Annotated in this window: 14 protein-coding genes; 5 read left to right on the top strand and 9 right to left on the bottom strand. The window is 52.1% G+C overall.

Annotation, left to right across the window (positions count from 1 at the left end):
• Window positions 1-433 precede the first annotated feature (433 nt).
• The 8 genes from ACFVTB_RS27025 to ACFVTB_RS26990 form a co-directional block, all read right to left on the bottom strand.
• On the bottom strand, window positions 434-1,546 hold the full coding sequence (locus ACFVTB_RS27025; RefSeq protein WP_387756401.1) for a C40 family peptidase: 1,113 nt from the start codon (window positions 1,544-1,546) through the stop codon (window positions 434-436).
• Window positions 1,547-1,871: 325 nt separating this feature from the next.
• Complete coding sequence (locus tag ACFVTB_RS27020) at window positions 1,872-2,762, bottom strand: cation diffusion facilitator family transporter (RefSeq protein ID WP_387756407.1); 891 nt, start codon at window positions 2,760-2,762, stop codon at window positions 1,872-1,874.
• A 300-nt stretch (window positions 2,763-3,062) separates the two neighbouring features.
• Entirely contained in the window at window positions 3,063-3,953 is an 891-nt protein-coding gene (locus tag ACFVTB_RS27015; RefSeq protein WP_387756399.1) for a sulfurtransferase, read from the bottom strand.
• Between the two features lie 238 nt (window positions 3,954-4,191).
• A complete protein-coding gene (locus ACFVTB_RS27010; protein ID WP_387756397.1) occupies window positions 4,192-5,811 on the bottom strand; it encodes an ABC-F family ATP-binding cassette domain-containing protein in 1,620 nt (539 codons plus the stop codon).
• 345 nt (window positions 5,812-6,156) lie between these two features.
• Complete coding sequence (locus tag ACFVTB_RS27005; protein ID WP_387756395.1) at window positions 6,157-6,738, bottom strand: MFS transporter; 582 nt, start codon at window positions 6,736-6,738, stop codon at window positions 6,157-6,159.
• Complete coding sequence (locus ACFVTB_RS27000) at window positions 6,738-8,195, bottom strand: FAD-binding oxidoreductase (protein ID WP_387756393.1); 1,458 nt, start codon at window positions 8,193-8,195, stop codon at window positions 6,738-6,740. The genes ACFVTB_RS27005 and ACFVTB_RS27000 overlap by 1 nt, the downstream gene beginning before the upstream one ends.
• Before the next feature lie 94 nt (window positions 8,196-8,289).
• Entirely contained in the window at window positions 8,290-9,354 is a 1,065-nt protein-coding gene (locus tag ACFVTB_RS26995; protein WP_387756391.1) for a Gfo/Idh/MocA family protein, read from the bottom strand.
• Between the two features lie 104 nt (window positions 9,355-9,458).
• Window positions 9,459-10,502 carry an MBL fold metallo-hydrolase gene (locus ACFVTB_RS26990; protein WP_387756389.1) on the bottom strand — a complete coding sequence of 348 codons (1,044 nt, stop codon included), beginning with the start codon at window positions 10,500-10,502 and terminating at the stop codon, window positions 9,459-9,461.
• A 300-nt stretch (window positions 10,503-10,802) separates the two neighbouring features.
• Here ACFVTB_RS26990 and ACFVTB_RS26985 point away from each other — a divergent pair, with 300 nt between their 5' ends.
• A complete protein-coding gene (locus ACFVTB_RS26985) occupies window positions 10,803-11,963 on the top strand; it encodes a virulence factor (protein WP_387756388.1) in 1,161 nt (386 codons plus the stop codon).
• A 74-nt stretch (window positions 11,964-12,037) separates the two neighbouring features.
• On the opposite strand, the gene ACFVTB_RS26980 is transcribed toward ACFVTB_RS26985, so the two are convergent.
• Window positions 12,038-13,183 (bottom strand): transglutaminase domain-containing protein, encoded by a 1,146-nt coding sequence (locus ACFVTB_RS26980; RefSeq protein WP_387756386.1) that lies wholly within the window; start codon window positions 13,181-13,183, stop codon window positions 12,038-12,040.
• Window positions 13,184-13,460: 277 nt separating this feature from the next.
• Here ACFVTB_RS26980 and ACFVTB_RS26975 point away from each other — a divergent pair, with 277 nt between their 5' ends.
• From ACFVTB_RS26975 to ACFVTB_RS26960, 4 genes are all read left to right on the top strand, one after another.
• Window positions 13,461-14,204, top strand: a complete 744-nt coding sequence (locus ACFVTB_RS26975; RefSeq protein WP_387756384.1) for an MOSC domain-containing protein — start codon at window positions 13,461-13,463, stop codon at window positions 14,202-14,204.
• A gap of 124 nt (window positions 14,205-14,328) precedes the next feature.
• Entirely contained in the window at window positions 14,329-14,928 is a 600-nt protein-coding gene (locus tag ACFVTB_RS26970) for a TetR/AcrR family transcriptional regulator (RefSeq protein WP_387756382.1), read from the top strand.
• A gap of 92 nt (window positions 14,929-15,020) precedes the next feature.
• A complete protein-coding gene (locus ACFVTB_RS26965; protein WP_387756380.1) occupies window positions 15,021-16,226 on the top strand; it encodes an MFS transporter in 1,206 nt (401 codons plus the stop codon).
• A 136-nt stretch (window positions 16,227-16,362) separates the two neighbouring features.
• On the top strand, window positions 16,363-16,941 hold the full coding sequence (locus ACFVTB_RS26960) for a nucleotidyltransferase family protein (protein WP_387756405.1): 579 nt from the start codon (window positions 16,363-16,365) through the stop codon (window positions 16,939-16,941).
• Window positions 16,942-17,049 lie beyond the last annotated feature (108 nt).

Genomic DNA, 17,049 nt, shown 5'->3' with positions numbered 1-17,049 from the left:
ATTGGTTACATGACCCCACATCTGTGTGAAAAACGTTACTACGAGCAGCACCAGGTTGCATAATGAGCGTGTCTACTTTCTTGACAGAGGTACATTTCGCCTCTGTAAGACGATTTTTCGTCTTACAGCCCTACTTGAGCGCACTTTTCGCCTCTGTAAGACGCTTTTCCGGCTTACAGCTCTGCACGAGCGCATTTTTCGCCTCTGTAAGACGGTTTTCCGACTTACAGCCCTGCTTGAGCGCACTTTTCGCCACTGTAAGACGGTTTTTCCGGCTTACAGCTCGATGCGACTGCACTTTCCACCTCTGCGCGTCCCTTTAACTCGCCCTATCCGTCCACTTAAAGACGACTAGCTCTGCCTAATTCAGCGGCATCCCACGAAAGCAAAAGAGCAAAGCCCCGTACGGAGCTTTGCTCTTCACCTTTTTCGGTTACAGTGCGCTTCCGCCGTATAGGAAACGATGCTCCCAATGCGTTCCGGCGATGCTGTTCGTTCTCACGCCTCCGCTTTCCTTGGAGTACGTATGCAGCACTTGCCCGTTGCCGAGATAGATGCCGACGTGATTGATCGTGGCCATCGCTTTGTTCACCCCGGAATACGAGGATGCGCCTGTCCCTCTGTAGCTCATAAAGAACATAAGATCTCCGCGCTTCAGCTGCTTCCAGTCGGTTACGACGCCGCCTTTGTTTTTGACATGCTGCCCTTGTCCCCGCGAATCAGCCGGAAGCTTCAATCCCACACCGTCCATAAAAGCTTGGCGAACGAAATCGGAGCAGTCAAACGTTGCCGTCGTATTCCTATCCGAGCCGAATTCATATGGCGTACCTAAATACTTCATACCGGCCGCAATGACTTTTTCAACAGAAGCAGTAGAAGGCGTTGTCGCCCCTCCGTTCGATCCGCCTCCAGTGTTGCCATTGCCGCTACCGCTGCCGTTGCTCCCTCCCCCGGTGCTTCCGCCACCGCCAGGCGGTACCGTACCGCTTACGGATATGTACTGGCTTTGCGAGCTAACAAAACCGGTTTGCCCTGCCGCGTCACGCACTTCATACCAGTAGCTGTTAGGCTGCGATAGAACAGTGACCTGCTCGTTCTGTTTCAGAAAACGGATAGAGGCTGCGGAAGCGGATGGAGCCGTCCGGAAATTGACCGATGCTTTAATCGTAGCCTGCGTGCCAGACGAGCTGTTTGTTCCTCCGTTCGAGCCTCCGTTTCCTGTATTGCCGTTTAAGGCGATATATTGAGATTGCGAACTGACATAACCGACCTGTCCGCTCGCGTCCTGCACTTGATACCAGTAGCTGTTTGGTTGCGATAAAACGGTAACCTGTTCATTTTTCTTCAAAAAACGAATTTGCGAAGCGGACGCCGAAGGACTTGTCCGAAAATTGACCGATGCTTTAATGGTGGCTGTTGTTGGAGCGTTACTGAATGCAACCGATTGTGCCGCATAAGCAGCCGGGACCGACAACGCTGTCGCGCCCGCCAGCAGCGATGCGGCAACCGTAACCGAAAGCATCCGTTTTTTCATCTTGTTGTTCATGTTCTACGCCTCCCTTGAAATAGCTGGCTTCACGCCGCTTTTCTCATTGTAGGTTTGGGAAAGGCGTACAAGCATCGTCCATAGTGCCCAAATGGCTTTTTCGTGCATGTAGGCACAAGGAATTAGTCGAATTCCAAATCCGTCCAGCAAAAAGAGCGCCCTCCGCAGAAGGCGCCCGCAATCCGATGAACCGTGAAACCGTTGGTAACGCTCGCTTTCCAGCAAAACACCAACCGACTGAAAAGTTTGCCAAGTGCCCGCTAGCCGTATTAAGCCTTTTGTACCAATTGACGGTAATTACTTTCCCAATTGGTAACATTTACACCTAGCTTTCAGGCTCCCGAATAGCGGGTTCATGCGGCTCCACGTGAACGTGTACGCTCATAATATTCGGCTTTTTCTCCATCTTTTTCTCGATTTCATCGCTAATGCGATGGCTCTCAATCAAGGAAAGCTCAGGGTCGACCTGCACGATAACGTCGATTAATACATTGCTGCCGTGCACTCTTGCTTTAATATCCTTGATCGCTTTGACGCCGCTCGTCTTCTCGATCGTCGTTCGTAGCGTGGACAGCTCATTGGCATCAAAACCGTCCGTCAAAGCGTGAGTCGCACTGTAAAAAATGCTCCAAGCCGTTTTGCATATAATAAGGCCGACGGCAATAGCGGCAACCGGATCCAGCCATGGCAATCCGAATTGGGCGCCGATGATGCCGATAGCCGCGCCGATACTGACCAGCGCATCCGACAAATTGTCTTTGGCCGCCGCGAGCAGCGCTTGGTTGTTGATTCTTTTGGCAAGCCTTCGATTATAGGCATACACAGCGAACATACAGACAGCCGCGAATAGAGCGACCCAAGCGGACGTCAGCGACGGAACGCCTTTTTCCTCAGCAAAAAGGGAACGCACCGCGCCGATGAGTACCTGCAATCCGACCGTTGCCATAATAAAAGAAGCGATAAGCGCTGCAATCGTCTCCGCGCGGAAATGTCCGTAGGGATGATCTTTATCCGGCGGTTTTTGCGAAATGCGCAAGCCGATAAGCACGGAAACCGACGCCACGATATCGGTCAGGTTGTTGAAGCCGTCCGCCACGAGCGCGCCCGAAGCAAACCAATAGCCGGCAATCAGCTTCAACGCCGATAAAATCAAGTATGCGACTATGCTTACCCATGCGCCCTTCTCGCCCTGCTTGATCTCCTCATACTGGTTCAGTGTCGTTCCCTCGCTTTCTCTTCTCTCCTCATTATCGCTATCATAACTGGCAAATGTTGTGTGGGTCTAGAGAAACAGTGTTGACCGACGTCGTGCATTTGTGCGCATATGCAACATTCCGACAGGTTGTAGTAAGTAACTCTCGCCACCGTGGCGCAACCACCTTACAACGCACGCTGGAGACTGAGTTCCTGCCCCGAGACGCAGGATATATTGCAAAAAAGTCGAGCGAAAACAAAAAGCCGCAAGACAGACACTATCTAAAGTGTCCATCTTGCGGCGGTTCATTCTTTGTTGTTTTTAATGAACCGGATCTTCTTTGCCGTTCACTAGCGGCAAGGAAGGATCGGCTGTCCATTCCGTTAGCGAGCCGTCATAGACGGCCACCTCTTTACCAAGCTTCGCAAGCACAAGTGCGTTCCATGTCGCGGCGATGCCGCCGCCGCAATACGTAATCACTTTTTTGCCTTCGTCTAATACGCCGACTGGTTCCAGTCTCTCCCGCAATACATCATCGCTTTGCAATAAGTTCGTGCCAGGCTCAAGATGCGTCGCAATAAATAAGTTGATACTGGTCGGGATATGTCCGTTTCTTTCATACGTGTCTGACTCGCCGTTGTAGCTGGCCGGGGACAAGCTGTCGACGATAATAGCCGACTCGTCCTCGATCGCTGCTTTCACTTCTTCTTTCGTCGCCAGCAGCTCAGGACGGCGTACCCGATCGAATATGGCAGGCGGATAAGAGCCAGGCGCATCTGTTACCGGACGGCCTTCGCCTGTCCATTTCGCCAGTCCGCCTTCTAGCACCGCAACTTGATCATAACCGGATAAACGGAGCAGCCACCATAGACGCGAAGCCCATGAGCTTGGGCCGGTTCCTTGATCGTACACGACCACATACGTTTCTTCGGCGCCTACGCCCAGCCCGCCGATCTTCTCGGAGAAATAGTTTTGAGTCGGAACCGTAAACGGATACTTGCCGTCCGGGTCGGACAACTCCTTATAAATATCAGCGAAAACCGCGCCCGGGATGTGGCTTTGATCGTATGCTTCCCGGCCCGACCAAATTTTGTAGTAACCGCCCTCAGGCGGGATTTGTAAAAAAGTTGTCGCATCCAGCAATCGCAAATTCGGATCTTCCAAACGCTCTGCCAGCCAGGCAGTATCGACAGTTAACGGTAAATGACTCATAGCTAATTACCTCCTCGAATCTTTCTGTGTTGAGTAATATACGATATATCCTATCGGAAATCAAGGTTTTTTGTTTGGCTCAGTCGAAGGCGCTCAGTCGAAGGCGCTCAGTCGAAGGCGCTCAGTCGAAGGCGCTCAGTCGAAGGCGCTCAGTCGAAGGCGCTCAGTCGAAGGCGCTCATCACTAAAAAAAGTCGAACGGGAAGTTCCCGTTCGACTTTTTATCAATCGCTATAAAGTTATACCGCGTACATACGTTCACGCAGCGCTTTAACTTCATCGCTTTCAAGGTATTCGTCATACGTCATCATTCGGTCGATCAAGCCATTCGGCGTAATTTCCATTACCCGATTGGCGATCGTTTGCACGAACTGATGGTCATGCGAAGTGAATAGTATGGTGCAATCGGTATCGATCAAACCGTTGTTAAGCGCCGTAATGGATTCGAGATCCAAGTGGTTGGTTGGTTCGTCGAGAATGAACGTATTCGAGCCGCTGAGCATGATTTTGGACAGCATGCAGCGGACCTTCTCGCCCCCGGACAGCACGCTAGCTTTCTTCATACCGTCGTCGCCGGCGAACAGCATTCTTCCAAGGAAGCCGCGAATGAACGTTTCGTCTGGGTCCTTCGAATACTGGCGCAGCCATTCGACCAACGTAAGCTCAACGCCGTCAAAATATGGCGAGTTGTCTTTCGGGAAGTACCCTTGCGTTGTGGTTACGCCCCATTGGAACGAGCCCGAGTCCGCCTCCAGCTCGCCCATCAGCAACTGGAACAATACCGTGTTCGCCAGACCGTTCGGGCCGACAAACGCGATTTTATCGCCTTTGTTAATCGTGACCGTCAAGTTGTCGATCACTTTCTCGCCGTCGATCGTCTTCGTCAGGCCTTCGACAAGCAGCAGCGATTTGCCGGCTTCGCGTTCGCCTTTGAATTGGATAAACGGATATTTGCGGTTGGAAGGACGAATGTCGTCCAGCGTAATTTTATCGAGCAGCTTCTTACGGGAAGTCGCCTGCTTCGATTTCGATTTGTTAGCGCTGAAGCGTTGAATGAACGCTTGCAGCTCTTTAATTTTATCTTCTTTCTTCTTGTTCTCGCCGCGCTGCAATTGCAACGCCAATTGGCTCGACTCGTACCAGAAGTCGTAGTTGCCTACATACATTTGGATTTTGCCGAAATCGATGTCCGCAATATGCGTACATACGGTGTTCAGGAAGTGACGATCGTGACTCACGACGACAACGGTGCCTTCAAATTTCGAAAGGAAATCTTCCAGCCAGCGGATCGATTCGATGTCCAAATGGTTGGTAGGCTCATCGAGGAGCAAAATGTTCGGCTCGCCGAACAAAGCTTGCGCCAGCAATACGCGAACCTTCTCGTTGCCGCCCAGCTCCGACATCTTCTTGTCGTGCATATCCGGCGTAATGCCCAAACCGTTCAGCATTTCAGCGGCTTCCGACTCCGCTTCCCAGCCGTTCATCTCGGCGAATTCCGCTTCCAGTTCGCCTGCGCGCATGCCGTCTTCGTCGGTGAAGTCCGCTTTCGCATAAAGCGTGTCCTTCTCCTTCATGACATCATAGAGCTTCTTATGGCCCATAATGACCGTTTCCAATACGGCGAATTCATCGTACTCGTAATGGTTCTGCTTCAATACAGCGAGACGTTCGCCCGGCGTAATATGAACATCGCCGTTCGTCTGTTCGACCTCGCCGGACATTATTTTCAGAAACGTCGACTTGCCGGCGCCGTTTGCGCCGATCAGGCCGTAGCAGTTGCCTGGCGTAAATTTAATATTCACATCTTCAAAAAGTGCGCGCTTCCCGTAACGAAGCGTTATGCCACTTGTACTGATCATTGTTCGCAACCCGTCCTTCTCTTCCATACTCAATATCTCGAACCATTATAACACAGTCTGAACCGGAAACGAACGCTCTAATCGCCATTTTGGGCGAAAAGCGTCCTTTATTTGGCTTAAAAACGAAATCAGTGCTTGACTATAAACGAGAGGTAAAGCTATGGGGCAAAGGCTTACACCGACCGCCTCCAATGCCCGTTTCCTTTATTTTATGGGAATTTAAGTATAAATCACAATTAAAGATGATCCATAACAGCTCACCAGAATCCCCAGTCTCTTCGCGACTCTCCCTTTTTCGGTCAAGCAATACTTCCATCCCCAAACCGCTCTCGCAGATTGACCATTTTACATAAAACCAGCTTTCTCCTCCGCTTCCGCCGCGATCAGCCTTTTAACTCGCCGCTCTCCGCGAAGCACCGCCCATGCGCTGGACGCATACAGCAGCGCGCTCAGATAGAAGAGTGCATTAATCGTTAGCCAGTCGATCAAGAAGCCGCCCGCAATGACCGCGAAGCCTGAGGCGAGCGTCGTCCAGAAATGATAGTTGCCGATGGCAGCTCCCCGCTGGCCGGCCTCCGTGTTATCGGCGAGCAGCTGCCGCTCGCCCATTTTTTGCATGGCGCTGCACACGCCCATCAGAAGCTGCAAAACGAGCACCCATGTATAGCTCATCACCCATGGAAAGACCAGCATCGCCGCCGTCATTCCTGCCGCGCTCAGCAGCAGCATCCGCTTACTATGCTGGTCCAGCCTCGGCCCCAGCCACTGCGATACGGCAGCGGAGCTAATCGTAAATACGGCAAAAGCGAGGCCGTATTTCGTGAAGCTGTTGCCGATATTTTTAAGAAACAATAAATAATAAGGATAAATCATCCCGGACGCCAGCGTTACTATGCTTTGCGACCGAATAAGCCACTCCAGCTTCATCAGCTCTGCTCTCCTTCCTCATCCAATTGCGCGCCGTACTTCGCATAAAAATAGTTGCCGAACAGCTCTTGCGGATCATATTTACGCTTGGCAGCGAAAAATGCCTCATGCCGCGGGTAGACGCTCTGAAATTGCTGCACGCTCGGATAATCAGCATACGGCAAATAGTATGATCCTTCATGCGCAATCACTTCGTCGATAATGGACTGAACCGACTCTCGCATCTCCGCTTGCTCCTGCTTGTTCAGCCCTGCATGAAACAAGCAGACAAGCGCGAACATATCCTCTTTCGCATAAGAAAGGACCGCCTCTTCGTCATGCTTAACATAACGCACTGTGACATTGAGCAAATTCATATCACGCTGCTTCACGATCGTGTCAAAAGCTTTTACAAACGAGCCGAATTGGTCGATCGGGATAAAATACTCCTGCAGCAGATCATTGCTCCCCGGCTCGCTGTACGACATAAATTTCCATGCCGCCCGCATTGCGTTGTTGCGGCTGATGAGCTCGCCCGATTCCTCGGTGAAAAAAGCCGTTTGCAGCTTCCACAGCAGCGACTTGCCGAAATCCGTTTTCCGATTCAACTGAAACAGCAGCTTGCCGCCCGTCGTCCAAGGCTCGCTTTTCGTCAAACGATTATAATCGCTCAGTTCCTCATCGGCCGCCAGCTTATAGCTCTTCGCAAACATGTCGCCCATTCCACCATCCGGCGCGACGGAAATGCGTGCGATATGCATCCGGACATCCGGGCTCGCCAGTACTTCCTGCCGGAAATAAGCCGCATACTCCTCCGTCTTCATCGTTACAGTTTCCGTCTCGTAGACTTCATCCTCCGTCAACGACAGCGTTACATCGAGGATAATGCCGAACAGTCCGTATCCGCCTAGCGCGAGCGGGAACAGCTCCGCATTCTCCGTACGACTGACGGGCATGATCGTTCCGTCGGCGAGCAGCAGCCGGAACGACTCGACGCTGCCGATCATCGAGCCGTTGCGAGTGTCACGTCCATGCGCATTCACGCTAATCGATCCGCCTATGGTAAATGTATTTTGTGATTGCATTGTTTTGACGGATAAGCCAAGCGGATTGACGGCATTTTGAATATCCTCCCATGTCGCTCCGGCCTGAGCCGTCACGGTCCGTCTCTCCGCGTCGATGCTTAGAATCCGATTGAACGAGGTCATATCCACAACGATGCCGTCTTTATAATAGGTATGACCGCCTTGGCTGTGCCGCTGTCCGGCGATCGATACCGTAAGTCCGCGTTCGTTCGCTTCATTGATCAATTCGACGAGCTGCGCTTCCTCTTTGCCCGAAACGACCCGCTCAACTTTCACGGGATGCAGTCTGCTATAATCGGTCACTAAATACGGATCTTGATCGGGAGCCGCAGCTCGTACATAACTGAATAAACACAGCCCGATCAACACAAGCAGCGCGATGGCCTTCTTCATTCTTCCTGCCCCCTCCATGGAAGATGTTAACAGAAAAACGGCAGTGCAGAAAGGATTTCTGCACTGCCGTTCCACTTTTTATAGCTCTTTTTCATTAGTTCCAGCTAAGCTTCACTTCATTGCCGGTTTTCGACGATTCGTAAATCGCATCCAAAATGCGCATATTCGTATATCCGGACAAAGCAGGCGCAATCGGCTCTTTGCCGTGAATGACGCAATCGACAAAATGACTGCTTAGCAGCACGCGGTCGTCCTCAACGACTTGCGGCTCGATAGCCGTCGTCACAACCTCGTTGTCTTTGTGGGTAACGAAGGTTCCACTGCTGCCGACGATGGAAATGCCGCCTTTTGTCCCAATCAAGTGGATGAAAGGCTCATCGCTAATAGCCGCGGAATGGGCGGCCCAGCTCACGTCAAGCGCCAGCGTCCCGCCGTTGTCCAGCTTAATCAGCGCAGAAGCCAAGTCCTCTACATCGTAATACCCTTCCCAGTTCGGCGTGCCCCAATTGCCGATGCCTTCCTTGTTCGGACCGAACTCGGCGTAGGTAGAGCCGTATACGGAAACGGGCTTAGGATTGCCTATCAAATATAAGCTCAAATCGAGCATATGAACGCCGATATCGATCAATGGACCACCGCCCGATTGATCCTTGCGGGTAAACCAGGAGCCCCAGCCCGGAATGCCCTTTTTCCGCATCCACCCGGTTTTTACATTGTAAATGGTTCCAAGATCGCCTTGATCAATCATCGCTTTCACGGCAAGGCTAAGTCCTTGCCAACGCATTTGATGCGCCATCATCAGCACTTTGCCGGAAGCTTGCACAGCTTCGGTAATGGCGAGCGCAGAAGCGGAGTCAATAGCCATCGGCTTCTCCAGCAGCACATGCTTGCCTTGCTTCAGCGCTTCAATCGCAAGCGGCGCGTGAAACTGGTTTGGCACGGCAACGATTACCGCGTCCAGCGTCGGGTCTTCCAGCAGTGCTTGCGGCGTTTCGTGAACGGTTGGAATTTGATGCTCTTCCGCGCGTTGCTGCGCCATTGGCAGGTAAGCGTCTGTGATAGCGACGATATTCGCCGTGTCCAGCTTGGCGAAGGTGTTCAGGTGGACATTGCCGATCGCTCCTGCGCCGATAATGCCGATTCGGATAGGTTGGCTCATTGTAGGTGCTCCTTCTGCTAGTGGTTTGCTGTCATACTATCAGTATAGCTCCGCAGCTCGTCCAGCGTCATTCACCGAATTTGGCATGCTCTTGTTCTCGTTTGTTATTTTCCGGACAATCGCCATGTCTCTCCATGCGGGAGCACGACAATGCGCTCCGTTCCGATCTCCCGTTTCACCCGCTCCGCTTCCAGCCGGTCTAGCGCCTCGCGCGGCGTATCGTCAGCCAGCTTAAAAGAACCGTAATGCATCGGCACAAACCATTCCGCCCCCGTATCGGCGAACGCTTGCAGCGCTTCCTCTGGGGTTACATGCTGCGGCCCCATAAACCATTCCGGCTCGTATGCGCCGATCGGCATAAGCGCGACATCAATCGCGAAGCGGCGTCCAATCTCGCTAAAGCCGCCAAAGTACCCGCTGTCTCCGGCAAAATAGATCGTCGGGGCGGAAGATACGACTGGCCGTTTCACACTGCCCCTGCTTTCCTCGGCATAGACGTCGGTCGTCTGTCTCACGGCTGTTGCGGACCGCTCGGCCGCCGCCGCTTCAAGCGCATACGGCTCAATCACCCAGCCGCCCCAGTGGGAACGGTTCGTGTCGAGCAGTGTGCGCCTCGTCCAATGCTGCGAAGGGACGAACGAGAACTTCAAGCCGTGTATCGTTGTCGATTCCCACCACTCCAGCTCCATAACCTCCGTAAATCCTTTAGTCAGGAGCTTCGAGCGCAGTCCGGCCGGAACGAGCAGTCGCTTCCGACCTGGCAGCCGGCGAAGCGAGGACATATGCAAGTGATCGTAATGGGAATGCGAAATTAAAACAATATCGATAGGCGGCAGGCTCTCGATGGGGATACCCGGCGGAGCCAGTCTTTTCTGAAAAGCCATCTGTCCGGCCCATACCGGGTCGGTCACGATATTCAGTCCGCCCAATTGGATAAGAAAAGTGGAATGGCCGATCCAAGTGACGGACGGCTTTCGAGCCGTAACATTCCGATGAAGGTAATCGACGTCCGGCTTCGCGCACGGAACCTGGTAGGAGTAATCCTTCTCTCTCAGCTTTCGCGAGCGTTCTTGACGCCACCTTTTGAATTGCTTCAAAGAATTATGCTGTCGAATCGGATCGATGTTGGCGAATTTGCGCTGCTTCAAGCTGCTATCCCTCACTTTCGGTATCGGTTCCCTGTCTTTTTTAAAGATACCAACTTCGGAAGGCGTAAGCAAATGACCTTGCGGCCTAACCTGCGCGTCCTTAGTAAGGAAGGAAGACTGACACCGTTTGGCCCATACGTTATAATAAAAAAAAGGAAATGAAGCGGAACAACAGATTTCCTGATTCGCTTCCTTTTCCCTATTCGTGTACACTGTTCTTATGAGCCGGCGCAAGCGCTAGCGCCCTTAACGCCCGGTTCACACAGCCATTTATATATATCGGGAGGTATTGAACGAGCGATGAAGCTATTGTCGATCGAACCGACGCCAAGCCCTAATTCCATGAAGCTTAACGTCGACGAGCCGCTTCCACGCGGCTTGCAGCAATCCTATACGAAGAAAGAAGCCGAATCGGCGCCTGAACCGCTTCGTTCCCTTCTTGCCATAGAGGGCGTGCGGAGCGTATTCCGCACGGCCGATTTCATCGCCCTCGACCGCATCGCGTCAGCCGATTGGGCGCGCGTGCTGGCGGATGCCAGAACGCTGCTGTCTGGCGACGGTGGCGACGCCGCGCAGGCGGCGGTTCCGGAAGCGGAAAGCTTCGGGGAAGCGCATGTATTCGTGCAAGTATTCCGCGGCATTCCGATGCAGGTGCGGGTAAAGGCGGGCGACCGCGAGGTCCGCTCCGCGCTGCCGCCGAAATTCGGCGAGTCGGTATCGGAAGCAGCCGGCGCTTCGATGATCCGGGAGAGAATGCTTGAGGATCTCGGTATCCGCTATGGCGAACTGGAGGATATTGCAGTCGAGATCGTGAAGGAGTTGGAAGCTGCCTATACGGAAGAGCGTCTTCGCGGCTTGATTGAAGCGGCAAAAGCGCTCGGACCGGGCGAAGAATCTGCTCCGCCGGCAAGACCGGCGCCGCTTTCCGGCGAGGAAATCGCCGAGCGGCTGGAATCGCCGGACTGGCAAGTCCGATACGCCGCGTTGGAGCGGATCGGCTCTGCCGAGCCGGAGCTGCTGCCGGCGCTTGCGAAGGCGCTGCGGGACGACAACATGTCCGTGCGCAGGCTTGCCGTCGTATACCTCGGCGATCTGAAGGATACGCCGGAGGCCATGCCTCATATGATCGAGGCACTGCGGGATAAATCGGCACCGGTTCGCCGGACAGCCGGCGACACCTTGTCCGACTGGGGCAACCCGGCGGCAATCGGGCCGATGATCGAGTCGCTTCGCGACGCGAACAAGCTTGTCCGCTGGCGCGCTGCCCGTTTCCTCTACGAAATCGGCGATGAAACCGCTATTGACGCGCTTCGCGTCGCGTCGCAGGATTCCGAATTCGAGATCCAGCTGCAAGCGCAAATGGCGCTTGAGCGAATCGAGCGCGGCGAAGAAGCCGCTGGCTCGGTGTGGCAGCAAATGACTGCTGCCCGCAGTCAAAGCCAAAATCAAGCCAAGTCCTAAAAACAGCCAACAGGCCGTCTCCCGCATCCGCGGCATAAGAGACGGCCTGTTTTGTGTAGCTCCAAATTCTATCGTTATGGAACGTACTTCAGCTTCAGAGTGACCAATACCGAGCCGTCGCTTGCATAGGGCTCGTAGCTGGCGGAATAGCCGGCTGGAATACCTGTTTTCTCAACCGCCTTTTGCAAATCGTCAGCCAGCTTTTCGCCCTTCAGATAGCGAAATTGCAGCTCGGGCGTCTGCTTGCTCAGTTCTGTCCGAAGCAGCCTAAACAGCTTCTCTCCGTCACGAACCGTATGCTTATCTTCAAGCCAATGCAGCCCCAGCTGCTTTTTCAGCTCCGCATAATGTGAGGAGTCGGCCTCTCCGCTTTCCGCCAGCAAAGTCAATTCATCCGCATAAGAAGTTTGGGCCGGCGGATATACTTTTACCCATTGATGGTCCGCTCGCAATTCGTCATCGGTTTTTAAATAATAACGGTAGCTTCTTTTCTCTTTGCCGGATGTTTTGGCGTTGTCCGCTGCAATGGGATCGTCCCATGTGAGATCGAGATGATACCATTTGCCGTCCAGCTCCACCATATTCCACGCATGATCGCCGGTCTTCACCGTTCCTTCAGCGATGCGAACGTTAATGCCGGACTGCTTTAACATTTTATATCCGAGCAGCGAATATCCCTGGCAGACGGCGTAGCCGGTCGCCAACGCCTCATAAGCCGTATAATGCGATAAAGTCTGATCGTACTCCAGCCGATCGACAATCCAGTCGTGGATCACCTTCACTTTTTGATGATCATTCATGCCCGGTGTAATGAGCTGGCCCAGCGCCTCCGTTATGAGGCGATCGACCTCCGCCGTCTGCTCGGGCGTCTCCCGGTATCTCGCCTCCATTTTGACAACTGAATTGTCTCCATGGCTTCGAACCGTATATAGATAGGAATCGAGAATATATGCCGTATAGTCGTCTTGCGCCAGTGAGCTGCGGATCGTCCCTTGAAGGCTCCCATTCAGATCCTCTTTGTTGCCCGAGTAATAGAGCGTAAAGCGCTCGTTCCGCTCTTGAAATTGACCCGCCATTGCATTCTCCAACTGCTTGAGCGAGGTCGAATGGCTCCCGTTCGATTCCGCAGTAACAGGAAACAGATCAAACTTCATTTCCAAAACAGCCGTCACGGCCAGAATCGCGGCAAGTACGATGAGCTTCCCTGCATGTTTGCGCATAAGAGCCTCCTTTTCCATTTCGATCAAGCAATCGCTGCTCCCCTGCCCTGCAACGCCAATAACGAGGTATGGACGGAGACAAGAAAAAGCGGGTTCAAGCCTATTTTATCGTACAAACTCCAATCTCCATAGGCCTATTTCCGAAGAGACGGTCGATAATTTGATACCGATACCGATATTGATCCATTCCGGCAGTATCCATCCTGTCCAATTTGTGGGCATGATATAATTAGGTGTAGTAACAGTATTCCAGATTATAGCGAAGTGAGGGAGCCTCGTGCCACATTCGATCGGACAATTAACCGGTATTAACAGATATATTGTAAAATCAATGGCCGGAGAACCGCTTGAGCAATGTAAAGTCGAACACTACGGCTTGTACGGCGACCGGAGCCATGCGTTTGTCGACGAGAACGAAAGCGGCTGGGAACGCTATATTACGGCAAGAGAAGTGCCTTCTCTGCTCGGCTATGAAGCCCATTTTGAAGATTCCGGGGACAACACGGCTGGGAACGTTTTTCCGCCCGTTCGCATCACGTCCCGGGAAAACGGCCAAAGCTTCGAATGGGACATGCATTTGCTTCAACAGCTGCAGGGCCAATCAAGACGGCCGATGTCGCTTCTGCGCTGCACGCCTTCCGATGATTTGCTTGCCGTGGACGCCAAAGCCGTCTTAATCGTAACTGACCGTACCTTGAAGAAGCTATCTGAAAAGCTGGGAAGGCCGATCGACCCTAGACGCTTTCGAGCCAACTTTATTGTCGCGCTGTCAGACGACCGTTTCGAAGAGGAACAACGGCTTCTCGGAAAACGGCTGCGAATCGGCGGCGCTGAAATGCTCGTGGATGAGGAATGTGAACGTTGCTCGCTAATAACGCTGGATCCCGACAATTTCGCAAGAGATAAAACCGTTTTGCGGACCGTGCACGAAGCTTTTCGCCTGCGTTTTGGCGTGTATGCCTCGATCGCTCAACCTGGGCTCGTTAAAACCGGCGATTCCGTATGGCTGCTGGATGAATAATGGTGCTTGAATATCGCGCTCGGCCCATGATAAAATGTAGAACGAACGTTCAGTATTATTGATGGTCCGGTTCGAAGGGACCGCTCGCCAAGCATTTCGATTAAAATCAGGAGTTGGAGCTGTTTTGAACAAGAAGCAAGAACAAAGCGACCAAACCAAGAAACGAGTTGCCGAAGCTGCTAGAGCTTTATTCGTGCAAAAAGGGTACAAAGCAACGTCGATCGAAGATATCGTTGCGGCTACTGGAGGCAGCAAAGGCAATATTTATTACCATTTCAAGAGCAAGGAAGGACTCTTTCTTCATCTCATGGAAGAATGGGACCGCGAATGGGAACAATGCTGGCTTCAGAAAAAACGAAATTATAGGACGACAGTTGAGAAAATGTACGGCTTAGCCGAATTGCTTGTGCTCGAGGACTTGAACCATCCTTTATCGAAAGCAGCCGACGAGTTTTTTAACAATGAAGAGATGACGACCGAAGTGAAGGCGCTGGCCGGCGAAATGATGAATAGACATATTCAATTCAACGAACAATTAATTCAGGAAGGGATCGACGGCGGTGAATTCCGCACAGACCAAGCTTCCGAACTTGCCATTGTACTGGAAGGATTATTTATCGGATTGAGCAAAATGTCCCGCGTGCTCCCGCCGGAATCGGCGATCCGTCTTTACAGAGCCGCTATTCATACGTTTCTGAACGGCATTGTCCGTTCTTCGCCTTAACAAGCGCCTGCCTGCTGGCCTAAAGCGTCAGCTATTTTTATTGCAATAATGTGGAACGAACGTTCAGTATACATCTGGAGGATAACTTCATCATGAGTTTGCTATTTAAGAACAGAAGCGCGATCCTGCTTCTTATGATTAACATTTTTCTCGTTTTTACCGCTATTGGACTTATCGTTCCTGTCATGCCCGCTTATATGAATATGCTTCATATTAACGGGACGACCGTCGGCTTGCTTGTCGCCGCTTTCTCGCTGACGCAGCTGCTGCTGTCGCCGCTGGCGGGCCGGTTGTCGGATACGTACGGCCGCAAACAGATGATTATCATCGGCATGGTCATCTTCACCCTTTCGGAGCTTGTGTTTGGCCTCGCCAACTCGGCTATTCCGCTTTTTATAGGGCGTATGCTCGGTGGTGTGGGCGCCGCTCTCATTATGCCCGCCGTCATGGCTTATACAGCTGACGTAACGTCAATGGAGGAAAGAGGCAAAGGAATGGGCTTTATTAACGCCGCCATTTCGACCGGCTTCATCATCGGACCGGGAATCGGCGGCTTCTTGGCCGAATATGGTATACGCGTCCCATTCTACGCGGCAGCTGTCGCAGGCGCGTTTGCCGCCGTGATTACGGCCTTCATCCTGCCCGCTTCCAAGCCAGCGGCTTCGTCCGTTGCATCCGCAGTTGAGACGAAAAAAGAAGGATTGGCCAAGCAGTTGCTGTACTCTTACCGCCAGCCTTATTTTTTGAGCCTCATTATCGTCTGCGTCTCTGCTTTCGGTTTAGCTAACTATGAGACGGTTTACGGATTGTTCGTCGATCACAAATTCGGCTTTACGACCAAAGACATCGCCTTTATTATTACGTTCGGCTCCATTGCGGGCGCGGTTGTTCAAGCGACGATCTTTGGCTGGATTCTCAATAAATTCGGTGAAAAAAACGTTATCGCCTTATGTCTGCTCTTCTCCGGCTTGTTCATCTTCCTGACGCTGTTCGCAGAAGGCTATTGGGTGATCGTCACCGTGACCTTTATCGTCTTTTTGGCCATCGATATTCTGCGTCCCGCCATTGGTACGCAAATGTCTCGCATGGCTAACGAGCAGCAGGGTTATGTAGCTGGACTTAATTCCGCATTTACAAGTCTCGGCAATATTGCCGGACCGATTGTAGCAGGCTTCCTGTTCGATATCGATATCAATTTCCCTTACATGGCAGCAGCCGCCATTCTTATTCTTAGCTTCTTCTTAGCCGTTGCAGTAGGACGGAGAGATTCAAGAAAAGCGGCGGGCAACATCCGCTAATGAGAAAAAGTGCATGCAAGCGTACAAGAGACATTCAAACGGAAAGCCGTTTGGATGTCTCTTTTTCCATTTTGTTTACAACCTGTTCAGCATTTGATAGGATGGGAATATATGTTCTGTTCCGGAGGGGATCGTACTGAAATTAGAAAATGAGCAAGACATCATTCAGCTCGTAAAGGAAGACGAATGGATGATGGACATTTTGCATGCCGCTAAGTCTTTGAAGCTTCCCGACTGGTGGGTTTGCGCCGGTTTTGTCCGTTCTAAACTATGGGACACGCTCCACGGTTTCACCGAAAGAACGCCCTTGCCTGATATTGATGTTATTTATTTCGATCAAAACAATCTTGAAGAGGAAACAGAAAAACAGCTGGAGCAAAAGCTTAAAGCTATGAATCCCCATATTCCTTGGTCCGTTAAAAATGAAGCCAGAATGCATCTCGCTAACAACATACCGCCCTATTCTTCGTCAGTCGACGCGATTTCCAAATTCCCTGAAACCGCAACGGCGCTGGGTCTCGCATTGGATTCGCAAAATAACATTGTGCTGACTGCTCCATGCGGCATTGAAGACGTGCTGCATTTTGTTTTGAAGCCGACGCCTTATTTTGCGGAGACGAAAGAAAGGGCGATCATTTATGAGAACCGCATCGCCAAGAAAAATTGGAAGAGCGTTTGGAGCAAGCTGGAGGTTTATTCCGGCCATCCAAGCTAAAATGGAAAGCCAGCGATCTGTGAGACCGGTCGCTGGCTTTTGGTGTATTTTTACTTGATTCGAAAGACGGTGCGTTTTTTCTCTCGGCGCTTTGGCAACTTGGTTCTT

Origin of the sequence: Paenibacillus sp. NPDC058071, from assembly GCF_042885235.1 — a bacterium.
Classification (GTDB): Bacteria; Bacillota; Bacilli; order Paenibacillales; family Paenibacillaceae; genus Pristimantibacillus.
Note: the sequence above shows the minus strand (reverse complement) of the source record. Positions and strands in the feature narration are given on the sequence as shown.